Source organism: Anabaena sp. FACHB-1391, from assembly GCF_014696755.1.
Taxonomy (GTDB): domain Bacteria; phylum Cyanobacteriota; class Cyanobacteriia; order Cyanobacteriales; family Nostocaceae; genus Dolichospermum; species Dolichospermum planctonicum.
Genome location: NZ_JACJQS010000013.1, coordinates 22,302 through 47,743 on the forward strand (window position 1 = coordinate 22,302; position 25,442 = coordinate 47,743).

At 37.8% G+C, this 25,442-nt stretch carries 24 protein-coding genes; 10 read left to right on the forward strand and 14 right to left on the reverse strand.

The window, feature by feature from the left end; genetic code table 11:
• Positions 1-4: 4 nt before the first annotated feature.
• Entirely contained in the window at positions 5-571 is a 567-nt protein-coding gene (locus H6F62_RS08225) for a phycobiliprotein lyase (RefSeq protein ID WP_137906955.1), read from the forward strand.
• Between the two features lie 137 nt (positions 572-708).
• Here H6F62_RS08225 and H6F62_RS08230 read toward each other — a convergent pair whose 3' ends face one another.
• Together H6F62_RS08230 and ctpA are read right to left on the reverse strand one after the other, a co-directional pair.
• Complete coding sequence (locus tag H6F62_RS08230; protein WP_190371789.1) at positions 709-2,220, reverse strand: site-2 protease family protein; 1,512 nt, start codon at positions 2,218-2,220, stop codon at positions 709-711.
• A 624-nt stretch (positions 2,221-2,844) separates the two neighbouring features.
• Positions 2,845-4,077, reverse strand: a complete 1,233-nt coding sequence (gene ctpA / locus H6F62_RS08235; protein WP_137907033.1) for a carboxyl-terminal processing protease CtpA — start codon at positions 4,075-4,077, stop codon at positions 2,845-2,847.
• A gap of 128 nt (positions 4,078-4,205) precedes the next feature.
• On the opposite strand from ctpA, the gene H6F62_RS08240 reads away from it, so the two are divergent.
• From H6F62_RS08240 to H6F62_RS08260, 5 genes are all read left to right on the forward strand, one after another.
• Positions 4,206-4,361, forward strand: coding sequence for a hypothetical protein (locus H6F62_RS08240; RefSeq protein ID WP_162501171.1), 156 nt, complete (start codon positions 4,206-4,208; stop codon positions 4,359-4,361).
• A 109-nt stretch (positions 4,362-4,470) separates the two neighbouring features.
• On the forward strand, positions 4,471-5,118 hold the full coding sequence (gene petB / locus H6F62_RS08245) for a cytochrome b6 (protein ID WP_028083689.1): 648 nt from the start codon (positions 4,471-4,473) through the stop codon (positions 5,116-5,118).
• Between the two features lie 173 nt (positions 5,119-5,291).
• On the forward strand, positions 5,292-5,774 hold the full coding sequence (gene petD / locus H6F62_RS08250) for a cytochrome b6-f complex subunit IV (RefSeq protein WP_028083690.1): 483 nt from the start codon (positions 5,292-5,294) through the stop codon (positions 5,772-5,774).
• 300 nt (positions 5,775-6,074) lie between these two features.
• On the forward strand, positions 6,075-6,518 hold the full coding sequence (locus H6F62_RS08255) for an anti-sigma regulatory factor (RefSeq protein ID WP_137906957.1): 444 nt from the start codon (positions 6,075-6,077) through the stop codon (positions 6,516-6,518).
• A gap of 138 nt (positions 6,519-6,656) precedes the next feature.
• Positions 6,657-7,028 (forward strand): hypothetical protein, encoded by a 372-nt coding sequence (locus H6F62_RS08260; RefSeq protein ID WP_137906958.1) that lies wholly within the window; start codon positions 6,657-6,659, stop codon positions 7,026-7,028.
• Between the two features lie 25 nt (positions 7,029-7,053).
• Here H6F62_RS08260 and rimI read toward each other — a convergent pair whose 3' ends face one another.
• Positions 7,054-7,575, reverse strand: a complete 522-nt coding sequence (gene rimI, locus H6F62_RS08265; RefSeq protein ID WP_137906959.1) for a ribosomal protein S18-alanine N-acetyltransferase — start codon at positions 7,573-7,575, stop codon at positions 7,054-7,056.
• A 139-nt stretch (positions 7,576-7,714) separates the two neighbouring features.
• Here rimI and lysA point away from each other — a divergent pair, with 139 nt between their 5' ends.
• From lysA to H6F62_RS08280, 3 genes are all read left to right on the forward strand, one after another.
• The gene (gene lysA / locus H6F62_RS08270; protein WP_137906960.1) at positions 7,715-9,127 is read left to right on the forward strand and encodes a diaminopimelate decarboxylase; all 1,413 of its coding nucleotides are present in this window, start codon (positions 7,715-7,717) and stop codon (positions 9,125-9,127) included.
• Positions 9,128-9,220: 93 nt separating this feature from the next.
• Complete coding sequence (gene cdaA, locus H6F62_RS08275) at positions 9,221-10,210, forward strand: diadenylate cyclase CdaA (RefSeq protein WP_168359988.1); 990 nt, start codon at positions 9,221-9,223, stop codon at positions 10,208-10,210.
• Entirely contained in the window at positions 10,207-10,956 is a 750-nt protein-coding gene (locus tag H6F62_RS08280) for an isoprenyl transferase (RefSeq protein ID WP_137906961.1), read from the forward strand. Before cdaA ends, H6F62_RS08280 begins: the two co-directional genes overlap by 4 nt.
• Positions 10,957-11,134: 178 nt before the next feature.
• Here H6F62_RS08280 and H6F62_RS08285 read toward each other — a convergent pair whose 3' ends face one another.
• The 9 genes from H6F62_RS08285 to dnaK form a co-directional block, all read right to left on the reverse strand.
• Positions 11,135-11,407, reverse strand: coding sequence for a DUF3143 domain-containing protein (locus tag H6F62_RS08285; RefSeq protein WP_174782793.1), 273 nt, complete (start codon positions 11,405-11,407; stop codon positions 11,135-11,137).
• 51 nt (positions 11,408-11,458) lie between these two features.
• Positions 11,459-11,905, reverse strand: coding sequence for a J domain-containing protein (locus H6F62_RS08290; protein ID WP_137906963.1), 447 nt, complete (start codon positions 11,903-11,905; stop codon positions 11,459-11,461).
• Positions 11,906-12,038: 133 nt separating this feature from the next.
• Positions 12,039-12,674: a flagellar motor protein gene (locus H6F62_RS08295; RefSeq protein ID WP_190371790.1), complete on the reverse strand. Its 636-nt coding sequence runs from the start codon at positions 12,672-12,674 to the stop codon at positions 12,039-12,041.
• A gap of 92 nt (positions 12,675-12,766) precedes the next feature.
• Positions 12,767-14,602: a hypothetical protein gene (locus tag H6F62_RS08300; protein WP_190371791.1), complete on the reverse strand. Its 1,836-nt coding sequence runs from the start codon at positions 14,600-14,602 to the stop codon at positions 12,767-12,769.
• A 143-nt stretch (positions 14,603-14,745) separates the two neighbouring features.
• Positions 14,746-17,820 (reverse strand): tubulin-like doman-containing protein, encoded by a 3,075-nt coding sequence (locus H6F62_RS08305; protein WP_137906966.1) that lies wholly within the window; start codon positions 17,818-17,820, stop codon positions 14,746-14,748.
• A gap of 17 nt (positions 17,821-17,837) precedes the next feature.
• A complete protein-coding gene (locus H6F62_RS08310; protein ID WP_190371792.1) occupies positions 17,838-18,986 on the reverse strand; it encodes a VWA domain-containing protein in 1,149 nt (382 codons plus the stop codon).
• Between the two features lie 360 nt (positions 18,987-19,346).
• Positions 19,347-20,171 (reverse strand): Uma2 family endonuclease, encoded by an 825-nt coding sequence (locus H6F62_RS08315; RefSeq protein ID WP_137906968.1) that lies wholly within the window; start codon positions 20,169-20,171, stop codon positions 19,347-19,349.
• A 138-nt stretch (positions 20,172-20,309) separates the two neighbouring features.
• The gene (locus H6F62_RS08320) at positions 20,310-21,302 is read right to left on the reverse strand and encodes a J domain-containing protein (protein WP_137906969.1); all 993 of its coding nucleotides are present in this window, start codon (positions 21,300-21,302) and stop codon (positions 20,310-20,312) included.
• Positions 21,303-21,436: 134 nt separating this feature from the next.
• A complete protein-coding gene (gene dnaK / locus H6F62_RS08325; RefSeq protein WP_190371793.1) occupies positions 21,437-23,497 on the reverse strand; it encodes a molecular chaperone DnaK in 2,061 nt (686 codons plus the stop codon).
• A 349-nt stretch (positions 23,498-23,846) separates the two neighbouring features.
• Between dnaK and H6F62_RS08330 the strand changes: the two genes are divergently transcribed.
• Positions 23,847-24,224 carry a hypothetical protein gene (locus H6F62_RS08330; RefSeq protein WP_190371794.1) on the forward strand — a complete coding sequence of 126 codons (378 nt, stop codon included), beginning with the start codon at positions 23,847-23,849 and terminating at the stop codon, positions 24,222-24,224.
• Positions 24,225-24,850: 626 nt separating this feature from the next.
• Here the strand turns inward: H6F62_RS08330 and H6F62_RS08335 are convergent.
• Both H6F62_RS08335 and H6F62_RS08340 read right to left on the reverse strand, forming a co-directional pair.
• Positions 24,851-25,075 carry a type II toxin-antitoxin system HicA family toxin gene (locus tag H6F62_RS08335; RefSeq protein ID WP_137906972.1) on the reverse strand — a complete coding sequence of 75 codons (225 nt, stop codon included), beginning with the start codon at positions 25,073-25,075 and terminating at the stop codon, positions 24,851-24,853.
• Positions 25,076-25,077: 2 nt separating this feature from the next.
• Positions 25,078-25,284, reverse strand: coding sequence for a type II toxin-antitoxin system HicB family antitoxin (locus H6F62_RS08340; RefSeq protein WP_137906973.1), 207 nt, complete (start codon positions 25,282-25,284; stop codon positions 25,078-25,080).
• Between the last annotated feature and the right edge of the window lie 158 nt (positions 25,285-25,442).

Below are 25,442 nucleotides of genomic sequence, written 5' to 3' on the forward strand. Positions count from 1 at the left end.
ATTTATGAACGTTGAAGAATTTTTTGAATTAAGTGCTGGAAAATGGTTTTCTCACCGCACTAGTCACCATTTAGCGTTTAAACAGTCAGAAGACGGTAAATCAGACATCCTCATTGAGATGTTAGCCGCTGATCATCCTGAAGTGATTAAACTGTGTCAACAGTATGAAATTGAGCCGCATACAGCCTCCTGTGGAGCCCGTGTCACCTGGAATGGGACAATGGAATGGGACGAGGAAAAACACGAGGGTTCGACGGTTTTAGCCACGGTTCCCAATGCAGATAACCCAAATGAAGGTAAATTACTGCGAGAAATGGGTTATGCGGAAAAAGCCCCCGTTGCTGGTAGCTATAAAATCGGTGATGATGGTGCTTTGACGCTGATTACTGAGTATGAAACTATGTGGTCTGAAGAGAGACTATGGTTTGCTAGTCCTAATTTGCGGATGCGAGTAAGTGTATTAAAGCGTTTTGGTGGTTTCAGTATGGCTTCCTTTACTTCTGAAATCCGTATGGGTAGTACAGATGCTTCTAAAAAGGCTACAGAAGCCGCTAATTCGCTAAAATCCTAAACTACAATATTGAGGCTGGTAATTGGTAATTGGTAATTGGTAATTGGTAATTGGTAATTGGTAATTGGTAATTGGTAATTGGTAATTGCCTTTTGCCTTTTGCTTTTTACCTTTTGATACTTTAAGTTTAATTTTTGTTAAATCTGCAATAAATTAGCCAAGAATTGGGGTAATGGTAACACAATCAACAACAATAAAACCATTGACATTAATCCCATAAAATCCCGTTTATTATCTAATTCAGTAACATCATTTAAAGCAGGTTCATCAGTTAAGGGAATGAATAATAAAATAATTGCCCACAATAAAAATTCCTCTCTAAGGAGCGAAAGTATTAGTAATGATAATCTGGCAACTTGGCCAATAATAACAGCAGTACGTTGTCCAAACATGGCATGAACAATGTGACCTCCATCTAATTGTCCGACCGGCATTAAATTTAAAGCCGTGACAATTAATCCTAAAAAACCTGCTACTGCAACTGGATGTAAATCAATAGCTGATTTTACAGTTAACTCACTTCCTAAAGCTAATTTGGAGAGTAAAGCTAATAAAATCGAATATTTAGGATTAAGTGCATTGGGGTTTAACATTCCGGTTTTTTCCGGTAAATCTACTATTTCTGAATTAGCTAAACCCCAGATTAATAAAGGTATAGTTACAATAAATCCTGCCAAAGGTCCAGCAATACTCACATCAAATAAAGCCTTACGGTGAGGTATGGGACTTCGCATTGTGATAAAAGCACCGAATGTTCCCAAGAAAAAAGGTACAGGAATAAAATAAGGTAATGTAGCGCGAATTTTATAGAATCTCGCTGTTAAATAATGTCCTAATTCATGAGTAGCTAAAATAGTCATTAAACCTAAAGCATAAGGTAAACCCTGAAAAAATAATGTGAAATCAGATTCTATTTGTGTGACTTGAAAACCCGCAATTTTCAAACCGACAAAAGTAGTACTAACTAAGGTTGCTATTAACAATACCAATGCTAACCCCGGTTGAGTAATATTTTCTGAATCTCGTTGGTTATTTTGTTTAGCTGCTTGAGAATTAGGAACTAAAACAAAGAAGGGTTTACCATTCATTCCTTCTTGAAATATAACTAAAAAGCGATCGCCAAATTCCTTTTCAATATTAGCCTTAATTTGTGCGTAAGCTGCACTAGCCATAGTTCGCAACTGTCCTCGACAAATAATTGCTTGGGGACGATATTCGATTTTTTGGATAAAATATACAGACCAGGGAAAACAAGTTCGCAATTGCGCTTCTTCTGCTAAGTCAATAGGACGAACTGGTGGTTTTTCTATTGTAGAATTAGGATAATTATTAGGATAATTATTAAGATAATTATTATTTGCTTGTTCTTGATTTTCTTGAGATTGATTTTCTCGATTTATAGGTAATTGTCTCCCTGAATTAAACAATACCCAGTACAACAATAAACAAATCACTGAGACCGAAATAATTAGGGCTGAGGGAGGTGCTTGTTTGACACCATATATCAGAGTCCAAGCAGTAGATATAAATGCTGGTGTCATTAAAACCAGCCACAATAACCACACAGGGGTTCTTGTAGCCCGTGCGACACTGTGTTGCATTAATAGATAAGTTAACAACCCCAGAACGAGGAAAAACCAGAATGTCATATTATGTTCACTATGTTTGATAGAATACCTTACCTGTAATTTCTATTAAAGATTCTGATGCTTAATTCCAGAACAAAAAGCTTATTTATTCCCCTTAACCGTCACCAATCTTACTGATAGATTCACTCTCAATGTCACAACACAAATAATTTAAACACTGGACTATTCTCCAGGGTCTTCTTATTTATACTATCGTAAATTTGACAGTATTTTATTTTTTGGATTATTTTTTGGATTATTTTTTGGAGAGGATTTATTTGCTAACCAATAAGACAAACCTTTATCAGCAAGCACTTCTAAAACTTTTCATTTTTTTATGCGAGACTGTACAGAATCATCAAATCCATTAATTCACATTAATTCATTAGTATTTATTTGTGTTCATCTGCGTTCATCTGCGTTCAATTATTCTTGAAGACTTATCTGATCGAGTTTCATCATAATTTAGTATGACGTGAATTAACAGATGAGGACTAAAGTCTGATCAGTATTCAGAACCTTAGTCCTCTCTTGCAGAAGCTACCCGAATAAAATATCGCCTCTCATCCCAACCATAAACAAAAAAGGATAATAAGGATAATAAGGATAATTTTGCGTCACATTTGGGTAAGTTTTGGAAAAATATCAATTACTTAAAAGTGCCATAGCTGCTTGATATTGAGCGTCTTTCACTGTACCAATTTGTTCGCGGTTGATAGGTTCTTGGGGAATAATTTGATCAGGCTTAATTCCCAATTTGTTAATATCTCGATGGTTAGGAGTTTCATATTTAGCAATTGTCACCGCTAAACCAGAACCGTCGGATAATTCAAACAGAGATTGAATTAAACCCTTACCAAAAGTCCTTTCCCCGACCAATTGAGCGCGATGATTGTCTTGTAATGCACCAGCTAAAATTTCGCTGGCGCTGGCCGTTCCCTGATTGACTAGAATGACTAAAGGATCTTCTGTCAAGGCCGGACCCCAGGCTTCATAACTTCCTTGAATGCCTTGGCGGTTGGCAGTATAAACGATTGTACCAGAATCCAACCATAAACGAGCGACTTCAATTCCAGCCTGTAAAAGTCCACCGGGATTATTTCTTAAATCAAGAATATAGGCGGAGGCGCCTTTTTCTTCTAAAATAGAAATAGCCTGTGCCAACTCCCTAACAGCATTAGCACTAAATTGACTTAAACGGACATAGCCAATCTTGCTTCCTGTAGGGGAAAATCGTAAATCAAATATAACAGGATTAAGAGCAATGCGATCGCGTACCAATACAACTTCCTGATCCCTTTCTCCTTCTCTACCAATTAAAAGCGTGATAACGCTTCCCAATGGTCCACGCATTCGCGCTGCCGCTTCATCAAGAGAGAGATTCTCTGTAGATAAACCTTCAATTTTCAAAATGCGATCGCGCGGTCTTAAACCTGCTTTATCGGCTGGAGAATTTTCAATAGGTGTAATAACTTCCAAAATACCAGTTTGGGGATTGAGAGCGATTTGTAATCCCACACCTGTAAGCTCTCCAGAAGTGCTAACCTTTAAACTGCGATACTTTTCAGGTTCAAGAAAACGGGTAAAAGGATCATCCAGACTTTGGAGCATATCCTGAATTGTGGCATAAGCGGCTTCATGGTTGAAAAAATGATTTTTTAGTGCTTTTTGTCGGACATCGAGCCAGCTTTGATGATTAAAAGTGCCATCTAAATAAGAGCGGTTAACAATTCGCCATACTTCATAAACTAACTTCTGTTCTGGAGTCAAAGCCGAAGCCGGGGGAATATAGCCACCAAACACCAAAGCAAAAAGCAATAATAGTAAACATCCTAGCCGCCAAACCCGTTTGTGAATGAATCCTAATTTCAGTTCCATGTCAGACTCAAATTCCCTAAAACTTTCTGTAATGCTCACTTGTTGATGAAATCTATCTCTCGACTATGTTACTTTTTTTATAGAAGAAGTGCATTATTCTCATAAAGTTGCTAGTCCAACTGAATGAGATGTCCATTCTTCCTGAACTAACGATAAAATCTTTTTTGGGGTCAACATTGTCATTGTCAGCCCATAAAGACGAGAGACAGGAAGAAACACTCAAACATAGGGTGAGTTACACCCTTGACGCTCGTGGACAAGTAGAAGCCAATTCTCTTGAGTAAAACGAGAAGCGAACCCTCTAACTCAGGTTAGTTGAATAGTCGCTCATGACTAAGCTTCGCATAACAAAACTTATCAACCGCAATCTATTTTTTAGGAACTTAGGATTGTATGGCCAACGTTTATGACTGGTTTGAGGAACGCTTGGATCTCCAAGAGATTGCTGATGATATTACCACCAAATACGTTCCTCCCCACGTTAACATTTTTTACTGTTTAGGTGGAATTACCTTAGTTTGTTTCCTGATCCAGTTTGCGACTGGATTTGCGATGACATTCTACTACAAACCTACAGTTACCGAAGCTTTTTCCTCTGTAGAGTACATCATGAATGAAGTCAACTTCGGTTGGTTAATTCGCTCCATTCACCGCTGGTCAGCCAGTATGATGGTATTGATGATGATTCTCCACACATTCCGCGTTTATTTAACCGGTGGCTTCAAAAAGCCCCGGGAATTGACCTGGGTAAGTGGTGTCATTCTTGCAGTTATCACCGTTTCCTTCGGTGTAACAGGCTACTCTTTACCTTGGGATCAAGTTGGTTACTGGGCTGTAAAAATTGTTAGCGGTGTACCAGAAGCAATTCCCGTAGTCGGCGTTTTTATCTCCGATTTATTACGTGGTGGTTCTAGTGTTGGTCAAGCTACACTCACCCGCTACTATAGCGCCCACACCTTCATTCTTCCTTGGCTAATTGCTGTCTTCATGTTGTTCCACTTCTTGATGATTCGCAAACAAGGTATTTCAGGACCATTGTAATCACTTTGTCATCAAAGTTATTAGCCAACAGCTATAACTTGTGTTTCCAGATCATCGGAGTTTGTTTTAAACTAAAAGAAAACAACTTGATATCGGAAATCACAAGCTAGTTCTATAGCTAATAGCTTTCGCTAATGCTTTAACTTCACTTCAGCCGGAGAGCGCATTTAAAAATGTCAACGCAAAAAAAACCGGATCTGAGCGATCCTAAATTGAGAGCCAAACTTGCCCAAGGCATGGGTCATAATTATTATGGTGAACCCGCTTGGCCTAATGATCTGCTGTATATATTTCCTGTCGTCATTATGGGTTCTTTTGCCTGTATTGTCTCTTTAGCTGTTTTAGATCCAGCTATGACGGGTGAACCAGCTAATCCTTTTGCTACTCCTTTGGAAATTTTACCAGAGTGGTACTTATATCCTGTATTCCAAATTTTACGCTCATTACCTAGTAAACTATTAGGTGTATTAGCAATGGCTTCTGTACCCTTGGGACTAATTCTTGTTCCTTTCTTGGAAAATGTGAACAAGTTCCAAAACCCCTTCCGTCGTCCTGTAGCAACAACTGTATTTCTGTTTGGTACTCTTGTGACTCTGTGGCTAGGTATTGGCGCTGCACTCCCATTAGATAAATCCTTAACTTTAGGATTGTTCTAAGGTAGTTACAGTCAAACATAAACCTGATCACGTCTGTGGTTTTCAAGGGTGTATAAAAGACAATATCTGAAAAACAAATAACAATAGGTCATCAAAGACCTAGTGTTATTGTTATTGATATTTCAAAATATATGCTCTTGAAGACCAACAGGCGTTAACTAATATAGAATTGGAGCGGGGGAATCTTGAGATTAGTGATCACGAGGGAGTCAAAACCAAAATATCCCCAATCTCAAATCACCCGCCAATTTTCCCCAGTCTAAAGTATTATCCACTTATTTTTTATTCAAATTAGGGTCAATGCTTGGCATAGTGCAGCAGGACCATCGGACTGTGAGGAGCGATCTTAAACTCCTAAACGAAGTGCAACAATGGTTTGAAGAATTTTGTCACCAATATTTACCGAAATATGGCTGGTCAGACAGTCAAATTTATCGTCTTAACCTAGCTTTAGCAGAAGGTTTTACCAACGCTGTTCGTCATGCTCATCATTCTTTACCACCGGAAACAGCTATAGAAATTCAAGTCAGTCTATGGATTAATAGACTGGAAATGAGAATTTGGGATTATGGAAAACCATTTAATCCTGATGTGATCACTGAACCAGTACCGGGTACTCTACAAGTAGGTGGGTATGGATGGTTTTTACTCCGACGTTTGGCTGATAAAGTCGTCTATGAGCGTGATAAAGATACAAGAAATTGTTTGTTAATTGTCAAATATTGTTTGGATGAATCACACTAATATGGTCTGATCGGAATTAAAAAGTTAAAATGAACGGGTACACTAAGTATTTAGTTTATGAATAAATCCTATTTTTGCCATTTTCCATCAGCAAAAAATAAACTCGCTATCCTAGAGTCAGCAGCACAAATTTGAGACATGAGCTTTAAAAACTTGCAATTCAACTTTGAAAAAATCCGCCCCTGGCTGACCCTGTTAGCAATTACCTGGTTATTAGCATCATTGGGTTTGGGCTGGTTAGTTAATTCTTTAGTAATTATTTTTGGCTTATTGTTATTTTTACCCGTAGCAGCATTTTTCGGATTTCGCTGGTGGTTACAAAAGAATCTAGTTAGTGGTCAGTGTCCTGTATGTGGACATGAATTAACAGGTTTAAATAATAGTCAAACACAGTGTACTAACTGTGGAGAGCGATTATCAGTTAAAAACAGTCAATTTCAACGTTTTACACCAGAAGGGACAATTGATGTGACAGCGGTGGAAGTCCAAGCCCAATCATTGGAAGATTAGTCAGTGGTCAGTGGTCTGGTGGCATCTAAAACGGTGAATTAATTAGACTGGTCCATTGATCCAGCCTTTTGAGAAAATGTGGCTGCTGTAGTTCAGAAAGCCAAAGAATTAAAGCATCTTCATTGTTGTCCTTGTAATAACCCCGTCGTCGTCCCGCAGTTTTGAACCCAAACTTTTGATACATGGAAATAGCGACGTGGTTAGAATCACGAACTTCGAGGGTGGCTCGCTCTAAACCAAGATCAGCAGCAGTCCGCAGTAGAGAATATAATATAGCTTTTCCCAGCCCTTGACCATGATACAGGGGATGAACCGCCAAAATTGTAATGTGTGCTTCCTCTAAAATTGACCAAAAACAGCCCATTCCCAAGAGTTCAGAGTCATTAAAAGGTGAAAATAAACCCAGAAAATGACTGTTAGGACTTTCTAATTCGCGCAGGTAGCCTTCCATAGTCCACAAACCTTGGAAACAGGCTTGATCCAGTTCTAGTAACGCAGTTAAATTGTCTCTAGTCAAAGGTTGAATTTTTAAGTCTGATGAAATCACGATTTTTGAGGATTAAGGAAGTTTAATTACCAATTATCAATGATCAATTACCTATTAACCATTGCCAAGGAGAGGGTAAACTGGGAAGGAGAACTTATGCTCATTCTCTGAATTTTCACAAACACGATTTTAATTAATTATGGTATTGACTTACCCCGTCGAGGTTCAACTTTCTGGCCGTCAATATTTACAGCCAATAAGTAGCAATGGTGCTGACATTTCCCCTAACCAACAACTTTTACCCTTGACAGCCAGAGTTAATCATGATGATAACCTGGAAATCGGTGGCTGTGACGTAACAACCCTAGTGGAGCAATATGGTTCACCTTTATATATTTTAGATGAGGAAACTCTGCGGACGGCTTGTAGACAATATCGGAATACCTTTAAAGAATACTATAAAGGAGAATCTCAGGTACTTTATGCTTCTAAGGCCTGGAATTGTTTAGCGGTTTGTGCCATTGTGGCCTCAGAAGGGTTAGGAATTGATGTAGTATCCGGTGGGGAACTTTATACTGCGCTGAATGCGGGTATGAATCCCGATAAAATATACTTACATGGCAATAATAAGTCTGATGATGAGTTAGTTTTAGCAATTGAGTCTGGTTGTACTATTGTTGCAGATAACTGGCATGAATTATATAGGTTGGTGAAGATAGGAGGGGAGCAAACAGAAAATTCTACCGCCGCGCCGATTCGGATTATGCTACGCTTGACTCCGGGGATAGAATGCCATACTCACGAATATATTCGTACCGGACACTTAGATAGTAAATTTGGTTTTGATCCCAGTGATTTACAGGAAGTGTTTGCTTTTGTGAGTAAACAAGCTAGTTTAAACTGTGTTGGTTTACACGCTCATATTGGTTCACAAATCTTTGAACGTCAACCACATAGAGATTTAGCGGCTGTGATGGTGCAGTGGTTAAGGGATGCAGCTAAACACGGCTTGACAATTACAGAATTAAATGTTGGTGGTGGTTTAGGGATTAAATATATAGAATCTGATGATCCACCAAGCATTGAAGAATGGTCAAAAGCGATTTGTGAGGTAGTGCAAACGGCTTGTATATCGGAAAATCTGCCTTTGCCAAAATTACTCTGTGAACCTGGGCGATCGCTTATTGCCACGGCTTGTGTTACTGCTTATACTGTTGGGTCTAGTAAGATTATTCCCGAAATTCGCACTTATGTAGCGATTGATGGCGGAATGTCAGATAATCCTCGTCCTATCACCTATCAATCAGTTTATCGGGCGGTAGTTGCCAATAAAATGTCTGTTCCCTGCACCGAAACAGTCACATTAGCGGGTAAACATTGCGAATCAGGGGATATTCTGATTAAAAATGCCCAACTGCCAAAAACTGAAGCAAATGATATTCTGGTCGTTATGGGAACAGGTGCATACAATTACAGTATGGCATCTAATTACAATCGTCTTCCCCGACCGGCAGCGGTGGTGGTGGCCAATGGCGAAGCAAATTTAATTTTGCAGCGCGAAACTTATCAAGACTTGATTCGACAAGATTGCCTACCAGAACGACTGAAATAGCCCGTAGTCAGTGGTCAGTGGTCAGTGGTTTAAAAATCACAACTGATAACTGACTACGGACAAATGACAAATGACTATAAGAATCCAGATGTCATGAGAGATTGGTGGAAGCAATGGCTGATAAACCTGGGAGATTGGTCACAGTCCTTGCTCCTTGGGACTCTGGATATGATGTTAGTGCTGGCACTGACATACATGATCCTAGTGATTATTAGTGAACGGCGCACGTTATGGATGGTACGAGGATTTATAATTTTAATGCTCTGTTCGGCACTGAGTAGTAAATTAGGATTACCCCTGCTAAATTTTGTCCTAGAAAAATTGGTGATTGGCTGTGCTGTGGCTATGGCTGTAGCGCTACAATCAGAGTTTCGCCGTTTTTTAGAACAATTGGGACGTGGTGAATTTTGGCAGTGTTTTGTGAATAACACCAGTGCAATTCCTAAGTCAGATAGTGTAATTGATGAAATTGTGGATGCGGTTAAAGAATTGTCGAAAAATCGAATTGGCGCCTTACTAATTTTAGAAACTACAGGACCTATTGAAGAACAAGATTTTTCTGTTCCGGGAGTAAAGCTAAATGCTGAGGTTTCTAAAGAACTGATCCAAACTATTTTCCAACCCAAAACCCTGCTACACGATGGAGCGACGTTAATTCGTGGTTCACGTATTGTATCATCAGGAATAATTTTACCACTTTCAGGACGCACCGCCTCGCGCCAGTTGGGAACACGCCACCGGGCAGCAATGGGAATTACCGAAAGAGTTGAAAACTGTATTTGTGTCGTTGTATCTGAAGAAACGGGTTCTATTTCCTTAGCGGAAAGAGGAACTCTATATAGACCACTAACTATTAAAAAGCTCAAAGAGTCTTTAGAGGCTCGATTTTCCCCAACTGTAGATCGGGAAGCTCATGCACCTGGTATTTTAAGTTTAGTTCGTCAGCTTGGTGGTCAGTCACTACAATTAATTTCTCGATTAGTTAGATTACCTTGTCTGATCTATGAGGGGCTACACCAACGACACGCTACGCGTAGTTCACTTCCCGGCAGGGATACGACCGCTTCTGAAGATAAAAAATGATAACACAACAAACTGAATTGCAATATTTACCCCCTGATTTAAAACAAGAATTACTACCCCGGCACGTTGCGGTAATTATGGATGGTAATGGACGATGGGCAAAACGCCAAGGTTTACCCCGAATTGTCGGTCATAAAGCTGGTGTCAATGCTCTTAAGGATTTGCTGCACTGTTGTAAGGATTGGGGGATTAAAGCACTAACGGCCTATGCTTTTTCGACGGAGAACTGGAAAAGACCACAGGAAGAGGTGGAATTTTTAATGACTCTATTCCAGCGGGTTTTACGTCAAGAATTGCGGGAAATGGTAGAGGAAAATGTGCAAATTCAGTTTGTGGGTGATTTATCGGCTTTACCAAAGGCACTTCAGATGGAAATTTCCCGTTCTATGGCAGAAACTAAGGATAATCGTAGTATTCTGTTGACAATAGCTACTAATTATGGCGGTAGACAGGAAATTTTACAAGCTTGTGTGGCGATCGCTCAAAAGGTGAAAGAAGGTTTATTAAAGCCTGAAGAAATTTCTGAAGAAGTATTTGAAAGTCACTTATATACAGCAGGAATAGGAGATCCAGATTTATTAATTCGTACCAGTGGGGAAATGCGACTGTCAAATTTCTTACTTTGGCAAATGGCTTATGGAGAAATTTATATTAGTGATGCTCTCTGGCCGGATTTTAACCGCAGTGAGTTTCATCGGGCTTTATCTGCTTACCAACAGCGGGAGCGACGGTTTGGGAAAGTCTGACAATTTTGGATTGTAAATTGGTGATTTTAGATTGACAATAAATCCTCAAATCCCGAAATCCCAAAATCCTCAAATCCTCAAATCCCGAAATCCCAAAATCCCGAAATCCCGAAATCCCGAAATCCCAAAATCCTAAAATCTAAAATCTAAAATCTAAAATCTAAAATCTAAAATTAGATTACGGACCAGAAAAAACCGCTGCTTCGATATCTTCCCGACTCAGAGAATACTTAAAGGAACGTTGAATATCTTGATTATTTTCTCCAGATTGGAGATACCGGACTGTAATTTGTTCAGTGTCTAACCAAATTTCCGCTTCCCAACTAGATCGTTGTATATGCCAACAATGTAGCTGAGTTTCATCTTGATGACAACCTTGGTTTTTTAACCACTGTTCAATTTGTGGTAAAGGATGACTATATAAGGGTGTATTGGAGGGAAGCATAAGCAATTTAAAATTATGGAAAAATTATTGTTTAGTCGAGGAGCGGGAGGTGGTTGTTCAGAGGATTACTTCTCCACGAAGAACAGCAATAGCGATCGCTAATAGCATACAACCAACAATGGTCAATCCCAAAATAAATAATACAAATATTTCCCCAGAAGACAGGGGACGATCTGTGGCATCTAAATAACCTGATTTTGACCAATCATAGCCACGAGACACAGGACGGTTTAAATCAGTTGGGGTTTGAATGACACCAAAACGCGAATAGCCAATTTTTAAATCATAGCTTAAGCGTCGTTCGGGATTACTGAGGGTAGCGTAGGCCTCATTAATTTGCTGAAATTTAGTAGTAGCAAGATTAGCAGGTAATTCCGTCGTATCAGGGTGATAAATTTTGCTTAATTCTCTATAAGCGCGACGAATATCAATTACTGATGCTGAGGGATGTAGCCCTAGCAGGGAGTAATAAGTAGTATTGCTAAAAAAGTGGGACTTCCCCATTTTGGTTTACGGTTTTTTGAGTCAGTTTGCTCAAATTCAGTTTTTTATATTCTAAATCTTTTGTCAATTGAGGAAGACAGAGGAAGAAAGAATAATATATAACAAAACTAGTATTTGTTATGTATCATCTAAATTATCTAACCTCTTGTACTTCTCCCAAGCGGGTAAAACGGATTTCAATTCGTCGTCGGGTAACATCATCTTGACGCGCTATTGCTGCAAATTGTCCATTTGGTAATATTAATTGTGCCGCAGAATAGGCCCGAAACGATAATCCAGATAGTCTATTTTCTTTTGTTTGGATATCACGCAGCGCCTTGACAACCGATAAAGCCCGCATTAATCCTAAATCAGCATTAGAACCTGCTCGTAAGTTTCCTACCGGTATATTACCACTAACTACATTTTCTAAATTGACATCCAAATTACTAGTTATTTGAGCATTAGCTTGTCCGTCTGTGTGTCCGATTATTTCTACTACATTAATCCCATATTCTTTAGTTCTAGCTTCTATTTCTGGTACTATTTGCTTCAAGATATAATTCGACATTTGTTGAGAAATTTCAGCGCTACCAGAAGCAAATCTATAAGCACCTTCATCTTTTATAACTATGATTGGTGGTGTATCTATATTATTAATTTCTGATATGATAATGGTTAAAAACAAAAATAAAACCAATATCATAAACGCATTAGACATTAAATCAGTAAATGCTGTCCAAACGTTTAGGTCTTCATTATATTCTGTGTAGCGTGAACGACGAGCCATAATTGCAATGTTTTTTTTGTAAATTTGTTAGTCAACTTAAACAGTAGGGTGTGTTAGCGCCAGCGTAACGCACCTCATGTATCAGTATTTGTCTAATCAAGTTTTTGTTGATATTCCTCAAGATTCCTGATTAATAGTTCCAAACCTTTAATATTAGCCTCAAAACCCTTCTTGTTGATATTAGTTTGTCTGTCAATTCCTTCAATAATGGTATTACTGACATTTTGATATTCAGAAATTAGTTGATAATTATTATTCTCTAATAATTTCATCAGTTTTTGATTATTAGCATCTATTTGATTAGATGCTACACTAATAGTAGTATTTACATTATTTGTATATGTTTTCACACTTTTTAATAACTGAGTCATAGCTGTGATTAATTGATCAAAATTATTGAATTTATCGCTCACTCTTTGATCTAAATCATCCAGTTTACTAACCGCTTTTTCATAACTATTAGCTCCTTGCTGAAGTCCGGGAATAATTTCAGTTAAAAGATTTTGGTTATTTTGATGTAAATCTAATACCTGAATTGAAGTTTGGTTCATAGCTTTTATCTCTTCAGCTAAACTAATTAAACTCTGACTAGAATTTTCAGTTTCCGTTGCAACTTTGCTAATTAATTCCGTTGTATAGGTTTTCACATTTTCTAATAACTGAGTCATAGCTGTGATTAATTGATCAAAATTATTGAATTTATCTCCCACTCTTTGATCTAAATCATCTAATTTACTAGTTGCTTTTTCGTAACTATTAGCTCCTGCATGAAGTTGGGGGATAATTTCACTAAGAAGATTTTGGTTATTTTGATGTAAATCTAATACCTCAATTGAAGTTTGGTTCATAGATTTTATTTCTTCTCCTAAATTAATTAAACTCTGACTAGAATTTTCTATTTCAATTAAGGCATTTATAATCAATTCCGTTGTTGCTGCTAAACTTGTAGCTGACTCAGAAAATTTTTGTTGTGTATTACTCAAATCTACAACAGCTAATGATAATTTGAGAGGAAACTCACTTTTATTAAAAGTTTCAGCAGACTGTTTAAATATTTGAGATGTTGTATTTAATTCTGTCATGGAATGTTTAAATTCATTAGCAGCACTAGATATAGTTCCAGCAGCAGCATCAAATTTTTCATAAACTTGTGTAGCTAACTCCATAGTTTTTTGATTCCCGTCAGCAATTTGTTTTGCGACTTTTCCCATAGATTGTTCTACAGCTTCGCGGACTATTTTACCAAAATTTGTTAAAAATTCATCCTGCTGGGATACCATTCTATTAACTATTTTATCAAGACGGGTATCACCCTGTACCTCAGGAAAATATACATTATCTAGATAATCTTCTAAAGAACTAATTAAGCGATATTTAGCAAGTCCACTATTAAAGATGAAATTGACTATTGTTAACAAAGCACTAAAAAATAGTCCTGTTAAACTCGTAGTAAACGCAATACTCATTCCCTCCAATGGTTTTTGTAATTCAGAGACTAAATTATTAATATCACTAGGATTAGTTTGATTAATTGTTTGACTGAGAGTAGATAAATTAATAGTGATACCTAAAAAAGTTCCCAGTAACCCAAAAGCTAAGAGTAAATTTGGCAAAATGCGACATAAATAATCTATTTGTTCACAGGTAAATCTAAATCCCTTAATTGTTTCCTGACTATAAATCTGGTCTATTAATGCTGCTGTATTTACCTGTTCTAATTGTTTACTAGCTTCTTCAAATCTAGCTTCTAATGTTTGGATAATTTTCGGTTGTCCTTCCGCTGATCCTGTTTTGATTAATCTTTGAACTTTGTTCGTCAAATCTATTAAATAGCGGTAAAGATATCTGCGAAGAATAATAGTAACCACAGATGGAATAACAACCAGAAAAACAGTGATGACAATTAAGTAAAGTGGTATTGGTGGCATAAAAATGACCCTTGGTAGTTGTAGAAAGATTGTTAAAACTGGTATAATAATCCAGACTTCTAATATTAATTTATCACTGATTGAACTCATCAAAAAAGAAGTCCGGGATCTGGCTTATTTAGCTGAATACTTACATATAAATCTTATTCTCGTCTCACAATTTTTGTAATTTTGCTAATGCTGAGTTTTTGTTCTATTCTCTTCCAAAAACGATTTATGACTCCCTCTCTGACTTTAGGCTGCTTATTGTCTGGTGAGGTATATACAGTTTGAATATAGGGAAAATTGGGAGCATTTTCGGGAATTTTTTTCAGCTTCTCAGGAAATTGGCGCAGTTTGGGTAAATATTCATTTTCCCATAAGTTTGGATTATTTTCCATTTCTAAAATTGTATTATCTAAAATTTGCTCCAAGGTATCAGTCATGTTGTGGTTATTGGCTAAATCTTCCAAAGCTTCCATCCAATTTGTACTCAAAATAGCAGTATAATAAATATCTTGGAAAGAGTCATAATATTGAAACTCTAACTTTTGAGTATTATGATTTTCTGCTAATAATTCCATCGCTAGACAAGGATAAAAAATATCTTCTATTTTTTCAATTGTTTTAGCATCAGGTGGAATAATATCAGGAAAGGGTATGTGAGAATCATTATGCAAAAAGGATGTACCAGAATTTTGTTCTCGCAAATATGGGTTTCTCATTTTTTCTAAAGTAATAATTAATCTCAAGGGAAACCCAGCATACTCATTCACAATTAGGATTTCATCATCTGCTTGTATTGCTTTTAAAACATTTGTGGTAACTCCTAAATCCTGTATTAATAACTCTTTAAAATCTCTCACTTCTGATTCATCTGTATCTTTATATCCTATTAATTTGCTACTCTTAGCATCTTCGTCTCGGAAATAAGGATCATTCAAATTCAAACGCAAAAGTGGTTGAGCTTCCTGTATAATTTGCGCTAAACGAGTTGAACGCGCACCTAATGAGTATTTTTGCATGAAGCGTTTAATTACGGAATTGACGATATTTCTACCACGAAAAGCAAATAAACTATCAACTTTCAAGTCAATTTCTTGTTTTAGTTGAGAGTGGGTAGTCCGTTCCATATTTAGGAAAAATGCTAAAGATTCTCCTTTACCTGTTGTTTCAGTGAGTGTTGAACTTGCTAATACTAATTGGGGACGACTATCATTTTCTGGTATCATTATTTGATAGCAAAGTTCTATATCTTCAGTATCAAAAATTGCCTCTCCACTCATTTCATCAAAATTTAACTGTTTTAATTCTCTTTCCTCTTTTTCATAAGCACTTTGTAAATCTTCTACCAAACTACTGAAAGCTGCGACTTGTTTTTCTTTTTCTTGAACTTGCTTTTGTAATTGACTGACAATTTTCAAAGTTTCTTGCAACACGGTTAAGTCAAAATTATGTCTGAAAATTTTGCAAACTTCTTGTATAAATTTTTTACATTCGTCTTGAAACTGTATGTTTTTGAAATTAAGAAAGGGAATAGCTAGTTTATTTTGTAATTCTTCAATTGTTTGTTCTGCATTATCCCATTTTTTTTCTACATCTTCTAATCGCTTCATTCCTCCAAAATCAGTAATTGATTCTTGTAAATCTCGTTGATATTTATGTAATTCATGTCGCAGAGAATCTAACCAATTGTGTGTATTTTTAATAGAGAAATTAGGATCTACTGGTGTGAGTAATTGCATCACATAATCATCAATATTCCCATTAAGTTCTTTGGTAATCTTGGGAGTAGTTTGCATTAATTTTGTCAACCAATAACCGCGACTGCTTTCTGTTTCTCCTGGTTGCACTGTGCGAAATTGTTTATAAAATTCTGTTGCTAATTGCTGACGGATATTAGTGCGGTCATCTTTGTTTTTACATTCATCAATTAACCGGGATAATTTATTTTGCCAAGTTTTGAGACTATTACTAAAGGTCTTATTAGATTCTTCTACAGACTCCGCTAATTTATTAGTTAAACCATCTCGTTTGCCTAAGTCATTATGCCAATTATATTGAATCAAAAATTGCTCAAGTAAGTTAATAGGATCTGGACTTTGACCCTTGCCATTTAACCAAAATTTGACCAAATTTGAACTAACTTTTGTTAAGGCAATCTGGATAATAGTATCACGAGGAAAATAAATGGCAGAAAGTCCAAATGTTAAGTATCTTTGGCTATTAGGACGTGGATGTATATCAGACTTAATCATTTGTTGAAGAAAATTATCTCGATTACCTTTAATGGCTGAAGATAATTCACCAGAAAATTCTAGACCAATTTTATGGGCAATTACATTACATAACTTACCTTGAGTAAGAATTTCATATTCACTCCCTGTTTTATGAGATAGCAAATAAGTATAATCAAAAGGTGGACGTTTTTCTCGAATTATTGATAAATTTTCAGTATCATAACAAGCAGTAAATTCCGTACCAGGGTTGCTATAATAATTTAATTCTTTTAATGCAGCATAAGTATTAGCACTCATGCTAGGAGTATTGCCATACAATTCTGGACTAATCACTAAATAACCCAAAATTTGAGCACCGTCTTCACCATAAAGACTTCTAAGACTATAAGCAACATCTAAAAACATCCCGCTTCCCGTGCCACCACAAAGAGAACCGACAACGAAAATACTTACTCCTGGCTCTATTTTTAAACCTGATTTCAACATTTTTGATTCATATCCTCTCGTCCGTCTCTCTGCGGTTTCAATGGCTGTTTTAATTGTTTGGTAGTTGTGGAAAAAAGCCAATCTTCCCACAGGTCTAATCCCTTTTGCCCCTTCTTCCACTGCTTTAATATTTCGCAATAGTTGGGGAGGAAACCAGATCCCAATATGGTCATAAGGTCCGTAATTACTATATTCCGAACGCCGTTCTAGTCCTTCTACAAACATGGTGACATCTCTTGATGACATGGTAGCACTGACTTTTTCAGATTGTTTAAAACTTAAGTCAACACCATGATAGGTACTCCCTGTTCTAATCCCTGTGACTTGGGTGGCTGCTTTATCTGTGTCAATGTGAACAAAACTGACAACTGGTAAATTATTTAAGTCTCCATAACGGTCAACAATTAACCGTCTAATTCGCATTAATACATCTCTACCAGTTCCCCCTAAACCGATGCAAATTGTGCGATTAATGCCTCTATATTGGGTTTCTTTTGCAGATGCTTGAGTCATAGTTTTTCCCCTGAATACTATTTTTCAATTTTAACATTTATTTGGTAATCACGCTGGCGTGAATCTGGACAATTTAGCGTAAATCTAGAATTAGTTATGAGAGTCTTTGATGTAATTTTTTTGTTGTTTAGTTGAATGTTTCCCTCTGGTGTTGGGACTACATATAGTTTTTCTCCTTGACGTTGTAAATGGCCTCTAATTTCTCCTCCTGGACAGTCAATGGAATCGTCACAGCTAGGATCATCTTCACCTATGGCGATTTTTTTCTTATTTGGTAGTATACATAATTTTTCTTCATCTTCTGTATTATCTTCAAAGGTGATTCGCAATTTCCATTTTTTTTGTAATCTGGCAAATTTGCATAGACTCCAAACACTAGCAGCTATTAATAATAATAAAATTAAACTGGGAAACCATAGCTGTTTGAGTAAATAAGGATTAACTAAACAGGTTTCTTGACCTCCGGGGGCTGGTGTACAAAATTCTTGAATTGTCGGGTTAATGTCTACTACAGATAGTTGATAATCTTTACTGGATTGTGTTACAATTGTGAGCGATCGCTGTTTTAAAGGTAAAGTCTCAATCCATTTTTGTCTTTCTTGGCTTTCCGGTGATGTTGCTATTCTCAAAGGACTATCAGCAGGGGTTTCTGTCCAAATCTGAGAATTAATTCCCGGTTGAGTAAACAAAGGTGCGTCAGTAATCCAAACAACGGACTGGGGTTTAATTAATTGATTTTTAGAAACTCGATTTTGATTAATTTGTGCGATACCTTGATAAATAGTTAATTCTGCTTTTTGAATATCTGTACCATAGCGGTTAGGGTCGGAACTAAAAGGTATTTTTGCTAATACTTTATCAATATTTTCTGTATTTTTCTGTCCAAAATATATAGGTGTTCCCAAGGGATTTTCTACAGATATGACATCATCAAAAACCAAATTTTGAGCGAAGGGAACAACATAAACAGAATCACCGGTTTTCAGACTGTCTGTAATTATTTGACGTAAACGAATCCGGCCTTGATCATTAAAACCGACACTTTCAGTGACATCAATAGCTAAAATAACATCACGTTTACCCCCAGTCAACAGGGATACCAACTGTAAGCCATTTTTCTGTATATCAGTCAGTGGTTGTCCGGGGCTAATTTTTGTCAAAGTCACAAACCCTATAGCCTATTTAAATAGTGTATATGTCAATATTATTGCACAACTAGTCAAGAAGTTTAGTCAACTATATAAAAGGATGTTTTAAAAATTGTCAGTATTTAAGTTGTTTTTGATTTTGTTATCAATAGACCTATTGCACAATTGTTTCTGTGGTAGGATAGGAGGCTTTAGGTTTTATGTATCTTTGGTGTTCTTTGCGATCGTAAAGAACACTATAGCCGTGTAACTCTAACTTTTATCTAAAATTAACACAAACCTCAATCGTAACATAAAATTAATTTTGCACTCTTGTCTAATATGTGTTGAAATGTTGGGTTTCCTTGGGTCAACCCAACCTACACAAACTGTATTATCTCATAAAATGTCAGGGTCAATATTCAATTCTCTGAGTTTGGCTGCTAAACGTTCTGCACGTTGAGTTTGTTGTTCTGCGAGTTGGCTTGCTTGTTCTGCGAGTTGAGTTTGTTGTTCTGCGAGTTGAGTTTGTTGTTCTGCGAGTTGAGTTTGTTGTTCTGCGAGTTGGGTTGCTTCTTCTGCGAGTTGAGTTTGTTGTTCTGCGAGTTGAGTTTGTTGTACTCCATACTCTTCGGGTGTTAGCATTAACTCTCCTTCTGGCATAAAATAACGCAATTTACCGTCATGGACACCCAAATATAAATTTAGCTGCTGACTCCATAATAAACCTTGAGGATTGGGTTCTATAGGTTGATATGTTCCACCAAACAAGATAAAACCAGCAAATTCTAAACTTTGCGGATTAAACCAAAAATATTCAGGTGTGCGGAAAATATCTTGATAAATTTGTTTTTTTAACCCTTTATCAGTGGAAGCAGTAGAGGGAGAAAGCAATTCTATAATTAGATTAGGATATTTACCACCTTCCTCCCAGACTACCCAACTATTGCGATCGCAGTTTTCTGTGTCCAGCACTAGGAAAAAATCTGGACCACGAAAATCTTTGGTTTTAATTTGCCGAGGACTGTAATAAATAGTCATGTTCCCGGCAACAAAATAATTATTAATTTTATTAATATCTCGCCACCACCAATTGAGACATTGGATTAGCAGTAGCATTTGTTGTAGATGTAAAGATGATTCCAATGGGGGTTCGTCACTTTCTAGATTACTGGGAGGAAATATTACATCTAAACCGGGTTCAATCTTTTGGGTGACGGTCATAGCTGCAAGTTAGTTAGGAATGGGATCTATATCCAGGATAACAGATCCAGGAGTCTAACATTCTCTACCCACTCTGCATCTGAGCCATTTGTGGAGAAATTGATTTCTTTTGTTTTGTGGTAGTTTGTTTTGTTTTATTTAAATTAAATCAGCGCGAGGTTTAAAAGTTTCTATTTCTCTTAATTTCTCATACAGTTCCCGTTCTTGAGGACTAATATTTTTGGGAGTTAATATCTGAATTTCCACTAATTGATCACCACGTTGTCCATTTTCAACAGGGTAGCCTTTATTACCAAGACGGAATCTTTGTCCAGACCTCACACCTGGGGGAATAGTCATTTTCACTGGACCATCAAGGGTAGGTGCTTCAACTTGTCCGCCCAATGTCGCCTCACTGGGAGTTACAGGTACTTGGCAGAAGATATTAGCACCTTCTAGCTTAAACAAAGGATGAGGATCTACGGTAATTTTTAAGTATAAATCACCACCACTAATTCCTTGATTTCGCAAGCGGATAGTTTGACCCGTCACCATAGCTGGGGGCATAGTCACTTCGAGCGATCGCCCATCTTCTAAACGTATTCTTTCATTACCACCTTGATAAGCTTTTTCCAGAGGTAAGGTTAATCTAGCTTCAATATCTCGACGGTTAGCACGAGGGGGAGTATTAACCGTATATGCAACTTTAGTTCTAGGACTGCGAAAGGGGTCGCTAGTGGTGGTATTTTCCGAACTGCTTTTCGGTTCTTTACGGTTGCTAACACCAATTACCTGATTCACAAAACTTTCAAAATCGCTAAATTGGCTGGGGTCTACATCTTGACTAGAACGGTCATTAGTGCGGTTATTCCAACCTTTGGACTTGGGAGTTTGTTTATTACCAGCAAAACCGTTTTGTTGCCAATAGCGGCTAAATTGATCATATTGCGATCGCCTGCTAGAATCGGAAAGGATTTCATAAGCCTCACCAATGGTTTTAAATTTTTCCTCTGCTTCCTTATTGCCAGGATTGAGGTCGGGGTGATATTGTCTAGCTAAACGACGATAAACCTTTTTAATTTCTTCGCTGGAAGCATCTTTAGAAACTCCTAAAATCTCGTAATAATCCCGAAAATTTTGCAAATTTTGCATAATCTGTTATTTAAATGTTAGTTGTCAGTGGTCAGTGGTCAGTGGTCAGATGTGCTTATACTTGTTACTGTCCCTACAAATATGAAAAATTAGATTTTAGATCAAAGATACCGAGTCCAAAATCCAAAATCAGCTTATAGCCAATCATCATCATCATCCCAATTATCTTGGTAACTGGGGCGTTTAGTGCGGGTGGGACGACTTTCATAATTGGGAGAACGATTTTCTCTCCCATTATCTCTGTTAACACCTCGGTTAGATGAATTTCTTTCCCGATAATTATCTCTATAATTATCTCTGTAAACATCTCGTTCCGGTTCTTTTTCACCAGCAAAGATGTCACGGATAGCACCGAATAGATCATCATCTTCATCTTCAGCATAATACTGACGGACTTCTCTATTCAGTTCATAAAGAGCATCTTGTAAATCAGCATAAGCCTGATCAATACCCCGATCTTCATCAGCTTGTAAACTTTCCCGTAAATTGCGACAAATATTATCAATGCGTTGACGACGGTTACGAGCGAATTGCATTCCCATTTCTAACGCTAGTTCGCGTAATTGCCGTTCTGCTTGTAATATTAAAGCTTCAGACCGGGTACGTTTTTCAACTCGTTCTTTCCGTTGTCTATCAACATTGGCGTATTTTTGAGCATCCTGAATCATTCTATTAACTTCGGACTCGCTTAAAGTAGAAGCGCCTTGAATGGTGATGCTTTGTTCCCTGCCCGTAGTACGATCTAAGGCTGTTACCTGCAAAATACCATTAGCATCAATATCAAAAGATACTTGAACTTGGGGAATACCTCTTGGTGCTGGGGGGATACCATAAAGTTTAAACCGTCCCAAAGACTTGTTATCTGTGGCCATGTCCCTTTCACCCTGAACCACGTTAATTTCTACGCTGTTTTGATTATTTTCCGAAGTAGAAAAGATGTCAGAACGACGAACTGGGATCGTTGTATTCCTCGGTATAAGTTTTTTCATCACACCGCCAATGGTTTCCAAACCCAAAGATAGGGGTGTAACATCTAACAGCAAAACATCCTTAGTTTCACCAGCGAGAATACTGCCCTGAATAGCCGCACCGACAGCGACAACTTCATCAGGATTGACGTTTTCGCTCGGTTCGATGCCAATTAAGTCTTGAACTAGCTGTTTTACCATAGGCATCCTAGTAGAACCACCGACCAAAACAACTTCCTCAATATCTACCGGAGAGAGTCCGGCATCCTTTAATGCCCGCTTTACTGGTGTTCTTAATCTACCTAACAAGTCTACACATAAACCCTCAAATTGCGATCGCGTCAAGCGGCTTTCTAGGTGTTTTGGACCATCCTCCGTGGCAGTAATAAAAGGTAAATTAATATCAGTGACGCTGACTGCGGAAAGTTCTATTTTAGCCTTTTCTGCGGCTTCCATTAGTCTTTGCAACGCTTGGCGATCGCGTCTTAGGTCTACCCCTTCTGCTTCTAAAAACTGTTCCGCCAACCAATCAACCACTTTTCTATCAAAATCATTACCACCGAGTTGAGTATCTCCACTAGTAGCCTTAACCTCAAATACGCCGTCTCCCACTTCCAGAATGGATACATCAAAAGTTCCCCCACCCAAATCAAAAACGAGGATAGTTTCCATATCACCTCGATCTAATCCGTAAGCCAAAGCTGCGGCTGTGGGTTCATTGAGAATGCGTAAAACATCTAAACCTGCAATTCTACCCGCGTCACGGGTAGCTTGACGCTGAGAATCATTAAAATAAGCAGGAACAGTAATCACAGCCCCAGTAACAGGTTCACCCAAATAACGACTAGCATCATCAGCTAATTTTTTCAACACCATGGCCGAAATTTCTTCCGGGGAAAATTCCTTATTCAGCCGAGGACAAGCAACTTTAATATTGCCAATTTCATCTTTACGGATAGTGTAAGGAACACGCTTAGAATCCGGGTTTAATTCCCCATATTTGCGCCCAATAAAGCGTTTTACCGCAAAAAAGGTATTTTGGGGATTAAGGACGGTTTGCCGTCTAGCCATTTGCCCTACAACCCTTTCACCTTCTTTACTAAAGCCAACGACGGAGGGGGTTGTTCGCATTCCTTCTGCATTGGCAATCACCACCGGCTTGCCACCCTCCATGACGGCGACTACTGAGTTGGTTGTCCCCAAGTCGATGCCAACTACCTTGCCCATGCGTTACTCGTCTCCCGTTGCGTGTTTTGTAGATTTATTATGATATAATAAGGCTGATTTTGGTTTAGTGCTAAATCAAGTCAACAATCCAATAATATAATAGTCATCATTAAATCAGGAATTAGAGGCATTTTAGCAACAGCATTGCTACTTGCTAAACTAGGATAGCATTTAGAAAGAGGCAAGAGGTAAGAGGCAAGAGGTAATTACACTTATTGCGATTACGATTATGGCTTATGATGGACTGGTATCTCGTAATTATCTCGCAAACTGTCATTGATTTTCACCCAAGTTCCGTCTGTGCGCCCGCAAAAACTATGAATAATAAATAGTTAAAATATGGGTGCATGTGTGTGATATAAAATTAGTAGTAGAAGATTTCATCATAGATAGTTGTATGGGAAAATTTACTCTATCTCGTCTTTTGCCTTTAGTTGTTGGTAGTGCTGCTGCTGGTGTCCTTGCTTTAATGTCTCCTGCTAAGGCGGTGGTATTAACTGTAAATGGAACTCCATACGATGTGACAACCATTCAAGGAACTTATCTTGACAATCAAGACAGGATCAAGAGTACTCCTTGGTGGGACGATCAAAACGCAGCCTACCAGGTTGTTACTGATTACTTATATTTGTTTCTACCACAACCAGAGTTCCCCACACAACAACTACCTGTTTCTACCAAATTCGCCTATTCCGCCTTCTATGACGACTATAACTATTCAAACTAACCCTATTATCCTTTTCCTTAGGGGCGTACTGGGCGTACGTTTATTTTATGATCTTAGACCTAAGATGCGCCCCCCCACCCCCGTCCCTCCGTCCCTTTTGACTTCAACGGGGGTAGTATCATTCCCGCAGTGGCACTTTCGTCTTGGCCGCAAGATGGAAAGCTAGAAAAAGCATAGCATCAAAAACCCGCACTGCCAACCCTGATGTAGCGGTTCCCTAGGATAAATTTTTCCACATCCTCGGACAGCGATTTTGGATACCTGGCACTCCACCAAAAACGGCAGGGACAATTGTTGAGGTGACGTTTTGTGTTTAGTCCCGACCTTGGGCGTTGCTAATTGTTGATGCCTAAACTCGTCAAAAACCGACTCCCCTGTTGCTACATTTTTCTTGTTTATTTTTTGGTGGTTTATATCGCTGGCAAAAACCTTTGTAGCGTTTGGCACAATCATCTAAAGAGTTACCTAACTCCAAAAAAGCTGTATAAATTAAACTCACGATTATTACAACGAGTCGTAACGTGGTAACAAAAACCATCCACTAATTGACGAAGAGAACGAGACAACATATAAATTAATTCCCATAAAATCAATAGTCAATGCTACAAGCAATCTATACCATATATTTAAACAGCGGCAATAAATTCTTCTACTGTTAACCCAGCAGTTCGTATCAGTCCACGTAAAGTCCCTTTTGCCACCTCATGATGATCAGGAACAGACAAAGTTACCATTTCACCTTCTTTGACCAAAATTATATGACTTGCACTTTGGCGTGCAAATCGCCAGCCCAGCTTTTCAAAAGTACGAACTACTTCTTGTCCACTCAGAACAGGTAATTTTGATGCCATAACTATACTAAGACTTCTACTTGTTTAGTTTCAATAGTCAATGGCAAGCCAATCTCTGCCCTAACCTGTAAGCAAGCAGAAATCGCATCTTGAATATTCTCTAAAGCCTCTTCTTTTGTTGCTCCCTGACTAATGCAACCAGGAATACTAGGACATTCAATAATCCAGACACCATCTTCATCTCGATCAATCGTGACATTGAATTTCATACTAAGTTGTAGTTAAGTAATACCTGTATTTTAGCTTTGAAAATTTCGATCGATTATTAGTCTTAATGGAAGATTACCGCATTAGGTCAACAATTCAAAATCAGGAATTATAACTATCTAAATTAGAATAGCATTTGCAAGGAGGCAAGATGCTTCGC

Coding starts and splice junctions, on each gene's coding strand:
- H6F62_RS08225 (WP_137906955.1), top strand. CDS start 5: ATGAACGTTGAAGAATTTTTTGAATTAAGTGCTGGAAAATGGTTTTCT.
- H6F62_RS08230 (WP_190371789.1), bottom strand. CDS start 2,220: ATGACATTCTGGTTTTTCCTCGTTCTGGGGTTGTTAACTTATCTATTA.
- ctpA (WP_137907033.1), bottom strand. CDS start 4,077: ATGGAACTGAAATTAGGATTCATTCACAAACGGGTTTGGCGGCTAGGA.
- H6F62_RS08240 (WP_162501171.1), top strand. CDS start 4,206: ATGTCCATTCTTCCTGAACTAACGATAAAATCTTTTTTGGGGTCAACA.
- petB (WP_028083689.1), top strand. CDS start 4,471: ATGGCCAACGTTTATGACTGGTTTGAGGAACGCTTGGATCTCCAAGAG.
- petD (WP_028083690.1), top strand. CDS start 5,292: ATGTCAACGCAAAAAAAACCGGATCTGAGCGATCCTAAATTGAGAGCC.
- H6F62_RS08255 (WP_137906957.1), top strand. CDS start 6,075: ATGCTTGGCATAGTGCAGCAGGACCATCGGACTGTGAGGAGCGATCTT.
- H6F62_RS08260 (WP_137906958.1), top strand. CDS start 6,657: ATGAGCTTTAAAAACTTGCAATTCAACTTTGAAAAAATCCGCCCCTGG.
- lysA (WP_137906960.1), top strand. CDS start 7,715: ATGGTATTGACTTACCCCGTCGAGGTTCAACTTTCTGGCCGTCAATAT.
- cdaA (WP_168359988.1), top strand. CDS start 9,221: ATGAGAGATTGGTGGAAGCAATGGCTGATAAACCTGGGAGATTGGTCA.
- H6F62_RS08280 (WP_137906961.1), top strand. CDS start 10,207: ATGATAACACAACAAACTGAATTGCAATATTTACCCCCTGATTTAAAA.
- H6F62_RS08290 (WP_137906963.1), bottom strand. CDS start 11,905: ATGGGGAAGTCCCACTTTTTTAGCAATACTACTTATTACTCCCTGCTA.
- H6F62_RS08295 (WP_190371790.1), bottom strand. CDS start 12,674: ATGGCTCGTCGTTCACGCTACACAGAATATAATGAAGACCTAAACGTT.
- H6F62_RS08300 (WP_190371791.1), bottom strand. CDS start 14,602: ATGCCACCAATACCACTTTACTTAATTGTCATCACTGTTTTTCTGGTT.
- H6F62_RS08305 (WP_137906966.1), bottom strand. CDS start 17,820: ATGACTCAAGCATCTGCAAAAGAAACCCAATATAGAGGCATTAATCGC.
- H6F62_RS08315 (WP_137906968.1), bottom strand. CDS start 20,171: ATGACCGTCACCCAAAAGATTGAACCCGGTTTAGATGTAATATTTCCT.
- H6F62_RS08320 (WP_137906969.1), bottom strand. CDS start 21,302: ATGCAAAATTTGCAAAATTTTCGGGATTATTACGAGATTTTAGGAGTT.
- dnaK (WP_190371793.1), bottom strand. CDS start 23,497: ATGGGCAAGGTAGTTGGCATCGACTTGGGGACAACCAACTCAGTAGTC.
- H6F62_RS08335 (WP_137906972.1), bottom strand. CDS start 25,075: ATGGCATCAAAATTACCTGTTCTGAGTGGACAAGAAGTAGTTCGTACT.
- H6F62_RS08340 (WP_137906973.1), bottom strand. CDS start 25,284: ATGAAATTCAATGTCACGATTGATCGAGATGAAGATGGTGTCTGGATT.